At 36.7% G+C, this 18,570-nt stretch carries 16 protein-coding genes, 1 pseudogene and 1 other annotated feature; of the genes and pseudogenes, 8 read left to right on the top strand and 9 right to left on the bottom strand.

What is annotated here, in order from left to right:
• Nucleotides 1-29 precede the first annotated feature (29 nt).
• Nucleotides 30-257, top strand: a complete 228-nt coding sequence (locus ACQKTA_RS04555; RefSeq protein WP_427814358.1) for a hypothetical protein — start codon at nt 30-32, stop codon at nt 255-257.
• Between the two features lie 68 nt (nt 258-325).
• Here ACQKTA_RS04555 and icd read toward each other — a convergent pair whose 3' ends face one another.
• Together icd and acnA are read right to left on the bottom strand one after the other, a co-directional pair.
• Nucleotides 326-1,552 carry an NADP-dependent isocitrate dehydrogenase gene (gene icd / locus ACQKTA_RS04550; RefSeq protein WP_427814357.1) on the bottom strand — a complete coding sequence of 409 codons (1,227 nt, stop codon included), beginning with the start codon at nt 1,550-1,552 and terminating at the stop codon, nt 326-328.
• Between the two features lie 2 nt (nt 1,553-1,554).
• Nucleotides 1,555-4,209, bottom strand: a complete 2,655-nt coding sequence (acnA, locus tag ACQKTA_RS04545) for an aconitate hydratase AcnA (protein ID WP_427814356.1) — start codon at nt 4,207-4,209, stop codon at nt 1,555-1,557.
• A 166-nt stretch (nt 4,210-4,375) separates the two neighbouring features.
• Between acnA and ACQKTA_RS04540 the strand changes: the two genes are divergently transcribed.
• Nucleotides 4,376-5,719 carry a citrate/2-methylcitrate synthase gene (locus ACQKTA_RS04540; RefSeq protein WP_427814355.1) on the top strand — a complete coding sequence of 448 codons (1,344 nt, stop codon included), beginning with the start codon at nt 4,376-4,378 and terminating at the stop codon, nt 5,717-5,719.
• Between the two features lie 40 nt (nt 5,720-5,759).
• On the opposite strand, the gene ACQKTA_RS04535 is transcribed toward ACQKTA_RS04540, so the two are convergent.
• Entirely contained in the window at nt 5,760-6,548 is a 789-nt protein-coding gene (locus ACQKTA_RS04535; RefSeq protein WP_427814354.1) for a Cof-type HAD-IIB family hydrolase, read from the bottom strand.
• Between the two features lie 353 nt (nt 6,549-6,901).
• On the opposite strand from ACQKTA_RS04535, the gene ACQKTA_RS04530 reads away from it, so the two are divergent.
• The 6 genes from ACQKTA_RS04530 to ACQKTA_RS04505 all read left to right on the top strand — a co-directional run bounded on the left by ACQKTA_RS04530 (nt 6,902) and on the right by ACQKTA_RS04505 (nt 13,675).
• On the top strand, nt 6,902-8,095 hold the full coding sequence (locus tag ACQKTA_RS04530; RefSeq protein WP_427814353.1) for an amidohydrolase: 1,194 nt from the start codon (nt 6,902-6,904) through the stop codon (nt 8,093-8,095).
• A 1-nt stretch (nt 8,096) separates the two neighbouring features.
• Entirely contained in the window at nt 8,097-9,344 is a 1,248-nt protein-coding gene (locus tag ACQKTA_RS04525; RefSeq protein WP_427814352.1) for an MFS transporter, read from the top strand.
• A 64-nt stretch (nt 9,345-9,408) separates the two neighbouring features.
• Nucleotides 9,409-9,649: a binding site (T-box leader), on the top strand.
• Between the two features lie 74 nt (nt 9,650-9,723).
• Nucleotides 9,724-10,563 (top strand): SAM hydrolase/SAM-dependent halogenase family protein, encoded by an 840-nt coding sequence (locus ACQKTA_RS04520; protein ID WP_427814351.1) that lies wholly within the window; start codon nt 9,724-9,726, stop codon nt 10,561-10,563.
• Between the two features lie 35 nt (nt 10,564-10,598).
• Nucleotides 10,599-11,150, top strand: a complete 552-nt coding sequence (locus ACQKTA_RS04515; protein WP_071858525.1) for an ECF-type riboflavin transporter substrate-binding protein — start codon at nt 10,599-10,601, stop codon at nt 11,148-11,150.
• A gap of 16 nt (nt 11,151-11,166) precedes the next feature.
• Nucleotides 11,167-12,855: an ABC transporter ATP-binding protein gene (locus tag ACQKTA_RS04510; protein ID WP_427814350.1), complete on the top strand. Its 1,689-nt coding sequence runs from the start codon at nt 11,167-11,169 to the stop codon at nt 12,853-12,855.
• Nucleotides 12,842-13,675 carry an energy-coupling factor transporter transmembrane component T family protein gene (locus ACQKTA_RS04505; RefSeq protein ID WP_427814349.1) on the top strand — a complete coding sequence of 278 codons (834 nt, stop codon included), beginning with the start codon at nt 12,842-12,844 and terminating at the stop codon, nt 13,673-13,675. The genes ACQKTA_RS04510 and ACQKTA_RS04505 overlap by 14 nt, the downstream gene beginning before the upstream one ends.
• A gap of 37 nt (nt 13,676-13,712) precedes the next feature.
• Here ACQKTA_RS04505 and queG read toward each other — a convergent pair whose 3' ends face one another.
• From queG to ACQKTA_RS04475, 6 genes and pseudogenes are all read right to left on the bottom strand, one after another.
• Nucleotides 13,713-14,879, bottom strand: coding sequence for a tRNA epoxyqueuosine(34) reductase QueG (queG, locus tag ACQKTA_RS04500; protein ID WP_427814348.1), 1,167 nt, complete (start codon nt 14,877-14,879; stop codon nt 13,713-13,715).
• Nucleotides 14,869-15,387 (bottom strand): ECF transporter S component, encoded by a 519-nt coding sequence (locus ACQKTA_RS04495; RefSeq protein ID WP_427814347.1) that lies wholly within the window; start codon nt 15,385-15,387, stop codon nt 14,869-14,871. The genes queG and ACQKTA_RS04495 overlap by 11 nt, the downstream gene beginning before the upstream one ends.
• A 220-nt stretch (nt 15,388-15,607) precedes the next feature.
• Nucleotides 15,608-15,808, bottom strand: a pseudogene (locus tag ACQKTA_RS04490) (tyrosine-type recombinase/integrase); the annotation flags it as partial.
• A 223-nt stretch (nt 15,809-16,031) separates the two neighbouring features.
• A complete protein-coding gene (locus tag ACQKTA_RS04485; RefSeq protein WP_427814346.1) occupies nt 16,032-16,841 on the bottom strand; it encodes a hypothetical protein in 810 nt (269 codons plus the stop codon).
• A gap of 72 nt (nt 16,842-16,913) precedes the next feature.
• A complete protein-coding gene (locus tag ACQKTA_RS04480) occupies nt 16,914-17,549 on the bottom strand; it encodes a glycosyltransferase family 39 protein (RefSeq protein WP_427814345.1) in 636 nt (211 codons plus the stop codon).
• The gene (locus ACQKTA_RS04475; protein ID WP_427814344.1) at nt 17,546-18,478 is read right to left on the bottom strand and encodes a glycosyltransferase family 2 protein; all 933 of its coding nucleotides are present in this window, start codon (nt 18,476-18,478) and stop codon (nt 17,546-17,548) included. The genes ACQKTA_RS04480 and ACQKTA_RS04475 overlap by 4 nt, the downstream gene beginning before the upstream one ends.
• Between the last annotated feature and the right edge of the window lie 92 nt (nt 18,479-18,570).

Raw genomic sequence — 18,570 nt, 5'->3', positions numbered from 1 at the left:
GTATTATAAAACATTAATGAGGTGGTTGAATGAATAAAGAAGCGATTATTGTAGGAGAAAACTATGAATGCCGTAAGACTGATTTTGCTCGGCCAATCATTGGAGAAGTTGTTCATAAAGATGATACTGGTTGTGTAGTAAATGTTGAGCGTTTTAGCGGCTTAGATACTGATAAAATCGATGCTCAAAATGGTCAAGTAGCAATCACATATGATGAAGTGGCGGGAATCGTCACAAATAATAGTTACCTACGTTAGCAAAAACACTTAGCAAACCATTCTTGGTTTGCTAAGTGTTTTTATTTTGTAGACATATTTAGTTAGGATTAATCAGCCTTATTAATTATTTGAATCAGTACATTACCGAATTCATTAGTCGATAGTTCTTTGACTTGCAACATCTGAGCAAAATCATGAGTGACTAACTGATTGTCTAACGCTTGCTCGATGGCTGATATGATTTTCTGACTCGCTTCAGTCCAGCCTAAATAATCTAAGAGCATCGTTGCTGATAACAGCAATGAACAAGGATTGGCCCAACCTTTTCCAACAATATCGGGAGCGGTCCCGTGGGTGGCTTCGAAAATAGCGTGGCCAGATCGATAATTGATATTTGCTCCCGGGGAGATACCAATGCCGCCAACTTGGGCAGCTAAGGCATCTGAAATATAATCGCCGTTTAAATTCGTTGTCGCTATTACTTGATAGTTTTCAGGATAAAGAAGACTTTGTTGTAAAAAATTATCGGCAATCACGTCATCAACGATAATCTTTTTAGCTGCTTTTGCTTGTTCTAACATTTGCTGTGCTTTTAATTTGCCTTTTTCCGTTACTATCAGCTTATATTGGTTCATAGTAAAGATATTTGGATATTCTTGTTCTATCCATGTATAGCCCCAGTTTTTAAAACCACCTTCAGTAAATTTCATAATATTTCCCTTGTGGACTAAAGTGACGCGTGTTTTATGGTGATCAATCGCATAATCAATTGCCGCACGAATCAGACGTTCGCTGCCTTCTTGTGATATTGGTTTGATACCTATAGCACTTGTGTGAGGAAAGCGAATATTTGTCACTTGTAGTTGTGTAGTTAAAAAATCAATTAATTTATTTGCTTCTTCAGAACCTTTAGCAAATTCGATACCGGCATACACATCTTCTGTATTTTCTCTGAATACTGTGATTGCTGTTTTTTCTGGTTGCTTTAATGGAGAAGGGACACCAGCAAAATAGCGAATTGGTCGAACACAGGCGTACAAATCCAATTCTTGCCGCAGAGTTACATTCAAGGAGCGGAACCCTTCGCCAATTGGGGTCGTCAAGGGTCCTTTGATCGCTACTTTGTTTTTTCTGATTGTTTGGATCGTTTCCTCAGGTAACCAATCACCAGTTTGCCGGAAAGCTTTTTCACCGGCTAAAACTTCAAGCCAATTAATCTTTCTTTCGTCAGTGTATGCTGAGGCGATAGCGGCATCGACAACTTTTTTTGTCACTTGCCAAATTTCAGGGCCGATACCATCACCTTCGATATAAGGAATGATTGGATTTGTCATTATTAAAACACCTCTGCATTCATTTTTTTACGAATCACTAAAGGAAGGATTCCTTGATTTTTCCAATAGATGATATCTGCATCAGAATCAAACCGCAGTTTTACTTGGAATGATGTTTCCTTTTCACCTTGGACTGTTACGGTAATCAACTGATTGATTGTAGGTTCTGCAGGAAAATCGAAGCTAAATATTTCAAAGCCAGTTAGACCAAGTGAATCAGCCGTTTGACCAGGTAAATATTCAAAAGGAACCACGCCCATCATGACTAAGTTGCTGCGATGAATCCGTTCATAACTTTCTGCAAGGACAGCTTTTACTCCTAAAAGATTAGTTCCTTTAGCAGCCCAGTCACGGGAAGAACCCATTCCGTAATCTTTTCCAGCTAAAATAATGGTAGAGATATTTTCTGATTGATAATTCATTGCTGCATCGTAAATTGAAAGTTCTTCTCCAGTAAGTCTAAATCTTGTAAACCCACCGCTTGTGTCTGGTGTTAATTGATTTTGAATCCGGATATTACCAAAAGTTCCGCGCATCATTACTTCATGATTTCCTCGACGGGAACCAAAAGAATTAAAATCTTTATATGCTAATCCGTGCTCCTTCAAATATTTTCCGGCCGGTGATCGAAGTCCGATATTTCCGGCTGGGGAAATATGATCTGTAGTGACGGTATCACCAAATTTTGCCAGCACATGAAGATTATTAAGATCTATAGATTTTTTAGTCGTTTGGTCAATCGCAGTAAAAAAAGGCGGGTTAGCAATATAAGTTGAAGTCTCATCCCATTCATAACAATCTCCAGTTGAAGTTTTGATTTTATTCCAACGTTCATTGGAATGATAAATATCTTGATAGGCATTACGAAAATCTTCAGGATCCAAATATTGAGTGATGTAAGAAGCTACCTCTTCTTGAGTAGGCCAAAGATCTTTCAAATAAAGTTCCTTACCATCAACGATTGCGATGGCTTCAGTAGTAAGATCTTTTTGTATAGTTCCAGCTAACGCATAAGCAATTACCAAAGGTGGCGAGGCCAGGTAGTTCGCTTTGATCAAGGGATGGATTCGACCTTCGAAATTTCGATTTCCAGATAAAATAGCTGAGACGACTAATTCACTTTCTCTAAGTGTTGTTTCGATGGCCGGATCTAGCGGTCCAGAATTTCCAATACAAGTAGTACAACCATAACCGACAATATCAAAGCCTAACTGAGCTAACGGTTCTAATAATTGTCCTTTTTCTAAATATTGCGTAACGATTTTTGAGCCAGGTGCCAAAGACGTTTTGATAGTTGGAGCGACAGATAGTCCTAAAGCGACTGCTTTTTTAGCCAAAAGACCTGCCGCCACCATCACAGAAGGGTTGCTGGTATTGGTGCAGCTAGTGATGGCTGCTAAAACTAAATCGCCTGTTTGAATCGAACTATTTGTTCCACCAATAGGTTCTTTGCGAAAGCGTTCATCATTAGTTAGACCAAATCCTTGTGGCCCTTTTTCGTTGGTTAATGAAGTTGAAAAATTTTTAGCGACTTCAGAAAGTATCACACGATCTTGCGGACGCTTCGGGCCGGAAACTGACGATGTGATTGTAGTGAGATCAACTTTGATTATACGAGTATAATTTGGTTGCTCACTTCCATCATAAAAAAGATGGTTGGTTTTGGCATAAGTTTCGACGATTGTAACTAATTCATCTGTTCTGCCAGTTAAACGAAGATATTGAAGAGTCTCTTCATCGATGGGGCAGAATCCGCAAGTAGCACCATACTCAGGTGCCATATTGGCGATTGTTGCGCGGTCAGATAGACTTAAACGCTTATAGCCATCACCAAAATATTCAACAAATTTTCCTACAACTTTTTCATTACGCAAAAGTTCTGTCAGAAATAAAGCCAAATCTGTAGCAGATGCTCCCGGGCTAAGTTCCCCAGTGATTTCAACACCAATCACTTCAGGAGTAGGAAAGTAGGAAGCTTCCCCAAGAATCGCTGCTTCTGCTTCGATACCTCCGACACCCCAACCAAGAACACCTAAGCCGTTGATCATCGTAGTATGTGAGTCTGTGCCCTCTAAAGAATCTGGAAACAATAAATTTTCAGGACTTTTTATAATCACATCGGATAGATATTCTAGATTCACTTGATGGATGATGCCTGTTTCTGGTGGTACGACTTCGAAGTTATCGAAAGCTTGTTGTGCCCACTTTAAAAATTGATAACGTTCATGATTGCGCTCAAATTCTTTTTCAGTATTAAAAGCTAGGCTTTGTTTGCTGCCAGCAGAATCAACTTGCACAGAGTGGTCAACTACTAAAGTTACAGGGATTTCTGGATTGATTACTCGTGGATCACCGCCTAATTTTACGACTGCATCTCTCATCGCAGCTAAATCTACAACTGCAGGCACTCCAGTAAAATCTTGTAAAACAACGCGAGAAGGCCGAAATGGCACGACACCATTGGTTTTTTGCGGATCAAAAGCTGTTAAGTTCTCTAAAGCACCAAATTCTTGATGACGAGCCAAACTTTCGAGTAATATGCGAATGCTATAAGGAAAACTAGCAATACTTTTTCCATAAGAGGCAGTGATAGCTGAAAGATCAAAGTAAGTGTATTGTTCGTTTTTTATTTCTAACGTCTTTTTCCAATCAAACAAAAAATCCCTCCTGATTCCGTTATCTAATATAATTATTTTGGTTTATTATACGAGTAAAAAAAAAGAAAGTAAATCAAATTATTAAAAGTATTTCATTTTAAAACAATGATGTTATAATGTTTTGTAATCGAAATACAATTATCGGCAAAGTGAGGAGGACGTAGTGATGTTAGATTTGAATCAATTAGCTGAAATTTGTCGAACAAGGGATTATCTAGATGCTTCTTTGTATCGAAAGTATGAGGTTAAAAAGGGACTGCGAGACGTTGACGGAAAAGGAGTTTTGGCAGGGCTTACTAATATATCGACCATTCATTCTCAAATAATGAAAAACGGTAAAATTATCTCAAATTTGGGTGAATTAAGGTACCGTGGAATTAACATCAACCAGTTAGTCGATGGTTTTGTATCTGAAAGACGTTTAGGCTTTGAAGAAGTTAGTTATTTGTTATTATTTGGTTCGCTTCCTACAAATGATCAATTGAAAAACTTTAGTACAGCAATTGGTAAAAGACGAACACTTCCAACTCATTTTGTGCGAGATGTTATTATGAAAGCACCGTCGCATAATATTATGAACGTCATGGCTCGCAGTGTTTTAACATTAGGTTGTTATGATCCGCGAGCAGATGATATCAGTATCGAGAATGTTTTGGATCAATCATTGAATTTGATTGCGACTTTTCCGATGCTGGCGGTTTATTCATATCATGCGTATAATCATTATGCAAAAGATGAAAGCATGTATATTCATCGTCCTGACGAATCCCTTAGTACAGCTGAAGCAATTTTAACGATGCTGCGTCCTGATAAAAAATATACTTTTCAAGAAGCGCAAACTCTGGATATGGCTTTAGTTCTCCATATGGAACACGGGGGAGGAAATAATTCGACTTTTACAACACGAGTCGTTACTTCTAGTGGGACGGATACATATTCGACGATCGCAGCAGCGCTAGGTTCTTTAAAAGGTCCGCGGCATGGTGGAGCAAACATCAAAGTGACTCAAATGATGGAATATTTAAAAAGAAGTATAACCAATTGCGATGATGAAGATGCTATTCGAGCATATTTAGAAAAAGTTTTAGCCAAGGAAGCATTTGACTATCAAGGATTGATTTATGGAATGGGCCATGCAGTTTACGCAGAATCAGATCCGCGAGCTGAAATTTTTAAACAATATGTTGAGAAATTAGCGAAAGAAAAAGGTTCCGATGCCTATAAAGAATTTAATTTATACCAAAAAGTAGAACGGATTGCTCCAGAAGTAATCGCACAAAAGCGGAAAGTTTATAAGGGTGTGAGTGCCAATATCGACTTTTTCAGTGGTTTTGTTTATCATATGCTGGCTTTGCCGCAAGAATTATATACACCTATGTTTGCAACTGCAAGAATCGTTGGCTGGTCCGCCCATCGAATTGAAGAACTCGTCAATGCGCAAAAAATTATCCGTCCAGCTTATATGGAAGTTTCTGAGGATAATAGTTATCTCCAATTGAATGAACGATAATCTAAACAGGATGTGACCAATAAAGTCACACCCTGTTTTATTATTCTGAAATTAAATTTAAATGTAAGCAAGCTTTCCAAATGCCATCATCGGAAACACTGTCTGTTACGTAAGCTGCTTTTTCTTTCAAAGAAGGTGTGGCGTTACCCATAGCGATTGGAAAACCGACCGTGTGAAACATAGTAAAATCATTTTCTTCATCACCAAAAGCAAGAGTTTGTACAACATCAATTCCCATAGACGAACAAATTTTTTGGATTCCTTCAGCTTTGGTGCCATTTTTCAAATGAATATTTGCAGTAAAAGGTGCTACCTTTTCTATAATCAAAGGGGAATCTTCAGCCAATTTTAACTGTCTGAGATTTTTTAAGGAAACAATCAATTGAACGATATCTTTTGGTAAAGGATCTTGTTCATTTAGTCTAACTTTTCCAGTCGGATGCTCACCGCGGTAGGTGCTGCCTTCTAAGTAATAAATTCCATGAGGTGTTTCAAGCATAAACTCGATTGTTGCTTGTTTTAATTGTTCAATCAAAGGAATCAATATTTTTGTTGGAATCGTATTTTGATGAATTAATTCACCTCGATAGTGGACGCAGTTACCATTCGAAGAAATAATACTATCGACATCTAGGCTGTGAGCTAGTTCAAGTAACGTTCGATAATGACGACCAGAAGCGATGACAGGTTCAATTTTATTTTCTTTCAATTTTTTTAAGGCTTTTTTGGCTGATTCAGGCACTCTTTCAGTGAATGGTAATTCACGAGGTAATTGATTATCTGCTAATGTTCCATCAATATCGAAAAAAGCGACACGATAATTATCCATAAGATCCCTCCTGATAAATAAACTTTTTCATTAAGTATAAAGGAACAACGAAAAAATGTATAAACAGAAATTTTAATAAGTTTTGACTATCCAGAAAAAGGTCATTTAGGATGATCAGATTATTCAGCGAAAAAGAATAACTATAAAATAATAATTTATTTTTATAAAAATTGTAGCTGTTTTTCTTTCTTAAATAAATGATATAACAATATCTGTTCTTAGAAAAATATTTAAAATGTTGAAAAAACTAGAATATTCATTTTTTTATATCTACTTTAAAACGGCTTGTTTCTGTAGAAAGATTCATGCTACTATTTATTCATCATAAAATATATTCAAATAAGGAGGATATTATGAATAGTTTTGCGGAAAATCTACTAAGCTTAATTGATTCAAAAAAGAAACGTATGGTTGAGATTCGTCGTTATTTACATGCACATCCTGAGTTGTCTTTTGAAGAACAGGAAACAGCTAAATACATCGTGAACTTCTATCAAAATCTAGCGTGTACAGTTAAGAAGAATGTCGGCGGATATGGAGTAGTCGTTGAAATCGATAGTGGAAAACCAGGAAAAAATCTTGCTTTAAGAGCGGACTTTGATGCATTGCCAATCCAAGAAGAAACCGGCTTGCCTTTTGCTTCTGAAAATCCTGGAATTATGCACGCTTGCGGCCATGACGCACACACAGCTTATATGCTGATTTTAGCAGAATGTTTAATTGAATTGAAAGAACAGTTTTCCGGTAAAGTTACTATCCTCCATCAACCTGCCGAAGAAACACCTCCGGGGGGAGCGATTCAAATGATCAAAGACGGCTGTCTTGATGGCGTAGACCATGTAGTGGGTTGTCATGTAATGTCAGGATTTGATTTAGGAACAATCTACTATCACGCAGGTGCGACTCAAACCGGTCGAGCTACTTTCAAGTTGAAAGTACAAGGAAAGGGAAGTCACGGCTCAATGCCTAATGCCGGAATTGATGCTGTACTTGTGGGGAGTCAAATTGTTGTAAATCTACAAAGTATTGTCAGTCGTCGTGTAAACCCATTTGATATGACGACATTAACTGTAGGGTCATTTGATGGAAAAGGCTCTGCAAATGTCTTAAAGGATGCAGTCTTTTTAGAAGGGGACATCCGAATGATGAATGAAGCAAGTCGTAAATTGGTCAAAGAAACCTTTGAAGATACCGTTAGAGGTGTTTGTGAAGTGTATGGCGCTACATATGAATTAGATTATGTAGATGATTATCCGGTCTTGATGAACGATCAACCGTTAACCGAATTTGTTGCTAATAGTTTAGAGCAGCATCCATTTGCAGAATTAAAAAAAGTAGTGGATAGCGGTCCAATCGCTCCTTCTGAAGATTTCGCGTATTATTGCCAAGAACGTCCGAGCTGTTTCTTTTATGTTGGTGCAACAGGAGAAGGACAAGTAGCCTATCCGCATCATCATCCAAAGTTTGATATTGATGAAGCATCTATATTAATTGCAGCCAAAACGATGGCGACAGTTGTTTCAGAGTACTTTAATCAGGAGAAATAGTATGAAAGAAAAGAAAATATTTTATGGTTGGATTGTTGTTCTTGGCTGTGTTTGTATCACTGCGACTGTAGTACCGATGGTTATGTCATTAGCAAATGTCTATCTTTTATCAGTAACAGAAGATATGGCAATATCTCGAAGTGCTTTTACTTTAGTCAATACGATCACACAATCAATGGGGATTATTTTTTCTCCAATCGTAGCTAAAAAGCTAGCGACCGGAGATTTAAAAAAGATCCAAACGATTGCTTTGATTGCTTTTGTGGGAGCCTACTTTAGTTTTTCATTCGCAACTTCCGTTTGGCAATTATATTTATTAGCTATCGTGTTGGGTATTGCCTATACGAGTAGTACTTTGATTCCAGTAAGTATGATGATCACTAATTGGTTTGAAGAAAAACGTGGTTTAGCAATGAGTATTGCAATGGCAGGGATAGGGTTGGGTGGCTTTATCTTCAGTCCGGTATTAAGTTATTTATTGACCACTTTTGGCTGGCGTGCCTCATACCGTATCATGGCTATATTACTTTTAGCTATTACGATTCCAATTTCTTTATTTGTATTAAAGAAGAGCCCTTCAGAAATGGGATTACAAGCATATGGGGCAACGAAAAAAGCAGAACAGACGACACACGAGGAAAAAGAATCTACTTTAACGGTCCATCAGTTGATTAGACAGCCTGTTTTCTTGATGTTAGTATTCGGCATTTTTTGTAATGGTTTATTAAATTCGGGTTCTTTAGGACAATTTCCACCAGCACTAGAAGAAATGCACGGAGTCGTTGTGAAATCATCGATCATTTCCCTATATTCATTAGTTGGGATTTTTGGCAAATTAATTTTAGGCTGGATTGATGACCGATTTGGAACAGTAAAAAGTACGATTTTCGGTTGCGGATTCATGACTTTGGCCTTTATATTATTATTAAATGGCCATCAATTAGTGATGATTTATTTAATGGCCTTCTGCTTTGGACTAGGTACGCCGATCGGAACAGTCTCGCCACCGCTGATTACAGCAAGAATTTATGGCCGAAAGCATTATGCTGAGGTGTATGGAATCATCAGCAGTATTTCCCAAGTAGGGTTGACGTTAGGCTCATTGATTATAGCTAGTATCTATGACAAGACGGGTTCTTATCAAAATGGCTGGAAGTTATTGATTGTTTTAACGATCATTACGATGATAACGTGGATTTTATCAATGCGGATGCCAAGAAAAAAAGGTCAATTATTAGAAACAGAATAAACGAGGTTAAGTTAAACTGAAATTGACAAGTCAAATTATTTCTGCTATTTTATTAACAATTAATGATAACGCGATGAAAAAGAAAGTAAAATAAGATTGTGTGCCAAAGAGAGTTCCTGACTGGTGAAAGGGAATGCAAATGACTTATTTGAAAATGGCTTTTGAGCGGATTTCCTGAAACGTTTAAGGAAATACGGTTGTCCCCGTTAATCAGGCACAGTCTCCAATAATTTGGGTACTGATCGAGGTGAAGTCTGTAAAGTCTTCACATTAAAAGGTGGTAACGCATGTCCAATGCCCTTAGCAATATTTGCTAAGGGTATTTTTTATAGTCAATTTTCAGACATAGAAAGCAGAATAGCAGAAAGGTGGAAAATAAATGGCAGGTTTTTTAGTTGTACAAACAGACTTTGGATTACAAGATGGAGCAGTCAATGCGATGTACGGAGTAGCATACCAAGTGGATTCTTCATTGACGATCAATAATCTAACGCATGAAATTGAACCGTATAATATCCATGACGCGAGTTATCGTTTGTTGCAAGCAGTTAGTTATTGGCCAGCAGGAACAGTCTTTGTTTCTGTAGTCGATCCAGGCGTAGGCTCGACACGCCGTAGTGTAGTAGCAGAACTTGAAGGTGGTCAATATGTCATTACTCCGGACAATGGAACATTGACTTATCTAGCTTGGAATACTGGGATAAAAGAGGTAAGGCAAATCGATGAGGAGACGCAACGTTTACCTGGATCTTCTGAAAGTCATACATTTCATGGCAGAGATGTTTATGTTTATAATGGTGCTCGCTTGGCGAGTGGAAAAGTAGCATTTTCGGAACTAGGTTCAGTGATTAAGCCGGACGAACTTGTCGTCTTTCCCTTGAATCCTCCAATGCAAACAGAAGATTCAATTAGCGGGACTATCGATGTCACAGATATTCGTTTTGGTTCATTATGGACGAATATTCCGGTATCTTTTTTCAAAAATTGGCAAGTTCAATATGGACAAAGTTTATTAGTAAAAATATACTATCAAGGTGTGGTTCGTTATCAAGACGAGGTCATCTTTGGTCGTTCTTTTGCTCAAGTTGCACCCAAAGAAGTGGTTCTTTACATCAATTCATTATTAAATGTAGGTTTAGGTATCAATTTGGATTCATTTTCTGCAGTGTATAAAATAGGTACTGGTAATGATTGGACGGTTGAACTAACAAAGATTTAGCGGATAAGACACTAAAAAATAAAGGGGATAAAAGTATGAATAAAAAATTTACAGTCAAGCATATTGTAGCAATCGGGATTGGTGCAGCAGTTTTCTTCATCTTGAAACGATTCGTGACGATTCCGACGGGAATTCCTAACACAGATATCGCAACAGCATATCCGTTCTTAGCTTTGTTGGGTGTAGTTTATGGACCCGTTGTTGCTGGTTTGGCCGGTTTTATTGGTCATGCCTTAGGTGATTTAACAACTTATGGTGCTTGGTGGTCATGGATCATTGCGACAGGGATTTTAGGAGTATTCTTTGGATTACTAGCAAAACGTATTCCAATCGAACAAGGGATTTTTGGTAAAAAACAAGTAACAACCTTTTTAGTAGGAGAAACAATTGCCAATTTAGTAACGTGGGTGATCATTGCTCCGCTGGGCGATATTTTGATTTATGCAGAAGCACCTAGTAAAGTATTTACTCAAGGTGTCGTCGCAGGGATAACTAATGCAATCGTAACAGGTATCATTGGTTTTATTTTACTAAAAGCATATGCTCAAACAAAAACTAAAAAAGGCAGTCTGAATAAGGAAGCATAGAACGTGAGGATAAATGATGATCAAGTTTCATGATTTTACATTTCAATATGATAGCCAAGCCGAGCCGACATTAAAAGAAATCAATTTGACGATTGATCAAGGCGAAAAAATCTTGATCATGGGGCCCAGCGGTTCTGGAAAATCAACATTAGGAAAATGTTTGAACGGGATCATTCCACAAAATGAAAAAGGCAGTTTCACTGGAACTTTGACCATTAACGATAAAGTTTTTGGCGAGGCTTCGATCTATAATCTTTCTTTAGACGTGGGAACGGTATTGCAAGATACGGATAGCCAGTTTGTGGGACTAACGGTAGCAGAGGATATTGCCTTTTCTTTAGAAAATGAAATGGTCAAACAAGCTGAGATGCGTGAGGCAGTCAATTATTGGGCAGAAAAAACTAATTTAATAGAACAATTGGCAAAACGTCCGCAAGATCTTTCTGGGGGTCAAAAGCAACGTGTGACGATGGCAGGAGTTTTGATCGACGAGACTCCAATCTTATTATTTGATGAACCATTAGCCAATTTAGATCCACAAACTGGTTATGAAGCAATTCAAATGATCGATCAGTTGTATCAATCACAAAAGTTCACAACAATCATCATTGAACATCGCCTAGAAGAAGTTTTAGCAGCTCCGATTGATCGTGTCATTTTGATGGACGAGGGAACAATTATTGCCGATATGACACCAACGGAATTATTAAAAAGTAATTTATTGGCGCAATATGGTATTCGCGAACCGCTGTATATCACTGCATTAAAACGAGCAGGGATTTCTTTAGCAGATTTTGATGATCTGACTAAAGTCGATCAGCTGGTTTCGCCGACAATAGCGGAAGCTTTAAGACGCTCTCAATCAACATTCGATGCTCCAGAAATAAAAGACAAATCATTAGTAACATTGAAGAATGTTTCGTTTGGTTTTCGCACAGATAAGGTCTTAAAAAATATTGATATGACCTTGTATCAAAGAGAAATGGTTAGTTTAGTTGGGCATAATGGTGCTGGAAAATCGACGTTATCAAATGTGATCACAGGTTTTTATCCATTGCAATCAGGTGAATTAATGTGGAAAGAACAATCGCTAGCATCTGAAAGCATCAAAGAACGAGCCGACAAAATCGGCTATGTTTTACAAAATAGCAGTCAAATGCTTTCCAAAAATATGATTTTTGAAGAAGTTGCTTTAGGTTTAGAAAATCGGAATATTGCTCCTGATGTGATCCAAGAAAAAGTTTATGAAACATTAAAAGTATGTGGATTGTATGAATTTCGAAATTGGCCGATTTCAGCGTTGAGTCATGGTCAAAAACGACGGGTAGCGATCGCGGCGATTTTAGTTTTAGAACCAGAGTTGCTGATCTTAGATGAACCAACTGCTGGTCAAGATTATTATCATTACAATGAGATGATGCAATTTTTACGTAAATTAAATCAGTCAGGGATCACAATTTTGATGATCACTCATGATATGCATTTGATGTTAGAACATACAGAACGGACAGTAGTTTTAAAACAAGGAGAAATCATTGCTGATGAAGCACCAGCGTCAGTATTGTCTTCATCAGAATTAGTTGCATCAGCTAGTCTACGGGAAACGAGTTTGTATCGTTTAGCAAAAAATAATCGTTTAACAGATGCGACAGGTTTTGTATCAGCGTTCATCAAACAGGAGGAGGGACTCCATGGAAACCAATAATTTGATCGGTTATATCCCAAAACAAACGATGATCCATCGATTGAGCGGTTTCACTAAGTTGCTCTGCTTTTTGCTGATCTCTGTAGTTGGAATGATTTCTTATGATACACGGTTTCTTTTAGGTTTGGCAGTTTTTTCGGCCATCTTATTTTACTGTGCTAAGATCAGTTATAGCGAAATTTCTTTTGTTTTAAAATTTATTGCCTTTTTCTCTATCTTGAATCTTTTGACAGTGTATTTATTTGCTCCAGAGTATGGGGTGACGATTTATGGAACACGTCATGTGATTTTTGAAGGCATTGGCCGTTACACATTGACTCAAGAACAATTGTTTTATGAATTGAATCTTTTGATCAAATATTTTGTGACGATTCCTCCGGGTCTGATTTTTATTATGACCACTAACCCAAGCGAGCTTGCTTCAAGTATTCATCGTGTGGGTGGATCGTATAAAATCGCGTATGCTTTCTCGTTAGCATTACGTTATATTCCTGATATCCAAGAAGATTTTCGAACGATTTCTAAAGCACAACAAGCTCGAGGAAACGAACTCTCCAATAAAGCTTCGTTGATGAAGCGTGTAAAAGGAAATCTAACGATTGCGATACCATTGATTTTTTCTAGTTTGGAACGGATTGAAACGATTTCTTCAGCGATGGAGTTACGACGGTTTGGTAAGAAAAAAAGTCGTAGTTGGCTATTAGCTAAACCACTTAGACGGAATGATTATCTAGCGATCATCGTCGTTGTTTTATTATGTTCTGTGGGTATTTGGTTATTAGTAGTCAATGGTGGAAGGTTCTATAACCCTTTTAAATAAAAACAGCAGTTCCTTTTAAAGGAACTGCTGTTTTTATTTATGAACGTTTGCGTTTATTTTTCTTTTCTAGTTGTTCAATGGCTTGAGTCAATTCTTGAAGCGCTTCAGGATCGACTTCTTTTTCTAATAGCTCGGTTAAACGTTCGATCCATAACGCAGGTTCTTTATTTCCTAGCCGACCAATTGCCCAAAAGGCCGTTCCACGAATCACCGGGCGAACATCTTGCTGTGCTATTTGGTATAAGTCTGGCAATGCTGTGCGATCACCTAAATTAGCTAATGCAATGATAGCATTTCTTTGCAAGGGTTTCTTTCCACGCCAAGTACCAGATAAATGGCCAAATTGTGTTTTGAATTCCTTGTTAGAAAGACTTAGCATCGGTTTTAATTTTGGATAGACCGTATCGACTTGCGGTTCCATTTCTTGATGAAAATGGAAATCTTTGCCTTGATTGTAAGGACAAACAAGTTGGCAAATATCACAACCATAAATGACATTGCTCATTTTTTTTCGATATTCTTCAGGCATCATCGTTTTTGTTTGAGTTTGGTAAGACAAGCAACGCTTTGCATTCATCCGTCCGTCGCCTAGGAGTGCTTTCGTCGGACAGGCTTTGATACAGCGGGTACACTCGCCGCAACCGAAAGGAACCGGTTCATCGACTTCAAAATCAATATTCGTGACGATTTCTCCCAAATAAACAAAAGAACCAAATTCTTCAGTGATCAATAAGCCGTTTCGGCCAATGAAACCAAGACCCGCCCGTTGCGCCACCGAAACATCGACCAGCTCACCTGTATCTACTTGTGGTCTGAAACGCCATTCTTCAGCTCCGGGTTCGGCGGCGGCTTCTGATTGGATGAAGGCAATCAATTGATTTAAACGATCACGTAAAATGTCGTGATAATCAATTCCCCAAGAAGCCCGAGCAAACATTCCTCGTTTCTCATCTTTTGGAATTTCCTCGTGGATTTTTGTCGGGTAGGCCAGAGCGATTGAAATAATCGTTTTAGGGCCTTCAAATGTTCGTTCAGGATAAATTCGTTCTTCTATTACTGGATGTTCAAATCCAGAAGTATAGCCGCGTTCTTTTTGTTCTCGCAATGAATCTTCTAAATGATCAAATGGTTCTGCAGAAGCAAACCCGATTTTATCGATACCGAGGCGCTGGCTTTCAGCGATGATTTTTTCTTTAAGCGTCATGGTAATTATTCCTCCTTAAATAGTGGTCAAAAACAGTAAGTAAAGGGTGCTTCAATAAAAAATAAAAGACAAGCGTCCCTCCAGCGTGTAGTAGATCAAAGGGTAGACCGCTAAAATAATATGGCCAAAAATGGGTGATTCCAAAAAAAGGAGCTAAAAATAATGAAATTAAAAATCCATAAAGTAAACTCACACAAATACAAGTGATCAATTGCCACGAAAGTTTTTGCTTGAGCGGAGTTATGCGTGTGATTTGATGAATTAAGAGAATCAATAAAATAAATACACCCACTTGGGCAATTGTCCAAATCCCCATTCCTAAATAAAAATTGGTAATAATCATAGATAAAGCACTAATGATGACAGCCGGACGCGGACCCATATATAACGTAATCAATAAAATAATGGCTGTCACTGGCTGAGCATTGGGAATTACTTGCGTCAAAAAGCGCCCAACCACACAAATAGCAGTCAAAAGTGCATAAAGTATTAAATCTTTTGTTTTCATTAGAGCTTATTTTCCTTTACTATAGATAATTCTCATTATAAACGAGAAGAGAGAATATGGTCGACTGATAGATCAGCGAGCAAAACAAAAAGCATTGATCAAAAGATCAATACTTTAGTTGAATAAATCGAATTGGTTTTAATGGAGCTGGCGGGAGTCGCTTAAATGCTCATAAATCAATTTCTAAAGTATGTTGAATGCCATATTGAATGCTATTGAGTTAAAAATCAATGAATTCATTAAACTTATTTGCTAATTTTTCCTTTGCAGATTTAGAAACATGAGAGTAAACATTCATAGTAGTTTGAATGTCGGTATGACCTAAACGATATTGAATATCTTTTAAAAAAGCGCCCATTTCTACAAGGAGACTAGCATGTGTGTGCCTAAATCCGTGTGTTGTAATTCTGTGAATAGGTTTATACTTATCATGGACTCCTGTAAAAAAAACTACAAGATATAATAACGTTAGTTAAAAGTATGTGTATTAACTAGTCCTCTACAATTTTGTAGGGGGCTTATTTTTGTGCTTTCTCGATCGTGATTAGGATAGATATAAAATCATCGTATGCCCACCGGATTCGAATCGAATTTCTAAAGTACATAAAAATACCTCCTCAAAGAGAAGGTACGAGAATTAATAATTATTTTTCTTCAAACATTAAGTATTCAGTATTTTTATATTTAGGTACTATTTTATAATTTTCATTGATGATCTTTTTTAGGCTTAAATTAATTCTCTCGTCAGTATCACTATTTTTTTCAAACGTTTCTTTTCTTAAAACAATGAATTTAGGCGGATTAGATTCCATATCATCTAAAAATTCATTTTTCAAGTGTTTAAATTTTGTATAGTCTAACGATGGTAAAACAAAATATTTTGAGTTGGAATATCGATTACTATACAAATAAATATTCGCATCAATATTATGGATGTAAATAGAGTCGTTTTTATTTGAGTGAGTTTGAATATACTCAGCTTGGTTAATCGTCAGAGATTCTACTTTCTGATTTGGACTAGTTGTCAAAGGTTTTTTTACTAAATCTCTTAGTGATAAGTAACTATAACTCATAGTAAGAGAACATAAAGCGAATAAAAAAATAAAACGTCGAATATCATTTTTAATAAAGCTTAAAAATCCATTTATGCCTACCACAGATATTACTACTACAGGGAAAATCATTGTTATATAGTAGTGGTTATAATATCTTCCAGAAATTATAACCGTAATAAAATTTATTATCAGGTAAACATACGTCACCATAAAGTAAGTAAATTTTTTCGAACTTATAAGATCTTTGTTTAACACTAAATATATAGTCGTTAAGACAATAAGCGGTATTATGCCTATCCTTGAACTAAATTCTAAAAATGATTTCGCAGTGCTAATTTTTTCTATTGTGCTATTGCCGGAAGAGTATTGCGCGTTTAAAACAAATGTTTGGTAAATCATTTCGTGAAAATTATTATGGATTATAGAGTAAATAATAATTACAGCACAAATTAGAATACCACCAATGAATATTTACAAAGCTCTTTCAAAAAGAAGTTTGAAGTTCTTTTCTCGAAAGCTCTCAAAAATAAAATAAATACAAAAAACTAACCAAAGCGCAACCATGTTAGATCGTATAAAAAAAGTTAATGCGCCAGTAATTCCAATTAAAACTAACGACAATTTACTTTGTTTTTCATGCACTAATATCTTTGTAAATAAATATCCGGCAACTGCGATAAAGGACAATGCAAACTCTTCCGAATAATTTCCTCCACTAAAAGGAATTACCATAGCTCCTGTAAGCAGCATAATTGAAAAACTACTAGCAATTTTATTTTCTGTGATAGCCATACAAGTTTTATAAAGAAAAACTAATGTTACTAAGTAAAATAATATTTCGATTATCCATATGCCAGTTGAAAAATTTCCAAACCCAATAGACACACCTATCTGTTGAATCCAAAAAAGGACAATTCCTTTATGATCAAACATATCAACGTATGGAGTCATTCCGTTATTCATAGCTTTTCCAAAATACATAAACATCGTAGAGTCATGCTCGTTAAGTACATTTGAAAAAGGTGAAGATTTAAAACTAAGAATTACAAATAAAAAATTGACTGCAAGAAAAATAATTGGTATCGCAACTTTTAATTTCGGTTTCATAGTAACTCCTTATTTTCAGTTTCTTTGACTATATATATAGGGCGTTTTTTTGTTTCTAAAAATATCTTTCCAATATATTTCCCAATGATCCCTAACGCTAGTAGTTGCGTACCACCGATAAAAAGAATAATCGTGACTAGTGATGGCCAGCCTGCAGTAGGATCTCCAAAAATAAGAGCTCTAATAATAATAAAAATCATTGCAATTCCAGAAGCTACACAAGAGAAGGCACCGATAAATGAAGAAATATTCAATGGTGCATCAGAAAAATTGATGATGCCATCAATGGAGTAATTAAATAATTTCCAGAAGGACCACGATGTTTCTCCGGCTGACCGTTCACGGTTTTCAAATGAAAGATACTCTGTTTTAAAACCAACCCAACTAAACAAACCTTTTGAAAAACGATTATACTCTGTTAATTCAAGAATTGAATCTACCATCTGGCGAGTCATTAAACGATAATCACGAGCGCCATCTACCATTTCAGTATCGCTAATATGGTTGATTAATTGATAGAATCTTTTTGCGAAAAAGCTACGTATTGGAGGTTCACCTTTGCGATCAGCACGCCGCGTGCCAACGCAGTCAATATCAGATGTTTCAATCATATCGATCATCTGTGGCAACAGCTCAGGTGGGTCTTGAAGGTCTACATCCATTACCGTGACTAACTCTCCTTGAGATGCTTGTAATCCGGCATACAAAGCCGCCTCTTTTCCAAAGTTACGTGAAAAAGAAATATAGCGAACAAAATTATATTGAGCTGCTAATTTACGTAGGATATCCAATGTTCTATCCTTTGAACCATCATTAATAAAAATGTACTCGAAATCATGATTAACTTCTTTTTTTACTTTCTCCATTTCTTCAAAATAAATTGGGATAGCTTCTTCTTCGTTAAAACAGGGGACGATTAATGTAATCATAAGACTCTCCTTTCGTTAATAATCCATTATGAAGTATAGCATATTGACGAGTAATAGAAGCCACTAAATCGAAAAAACGAATCCTCTCTAAG

The organism is Enterococcus sp. 22-H-5-01, from assembly GCF_050310005.1.
Taxonomy (GTDB): Bacteria; Bacillota; Bacilli; order Lactobacillales; family Enterococcaceae; genus Enterococcus_A; species Enterococcus_A hailinensis.
The sequence above is the reverse complement of the archived record's forward strand: the minus strand, read 5'-3'. Positions and strand labels throughout refer to the sequence as shown.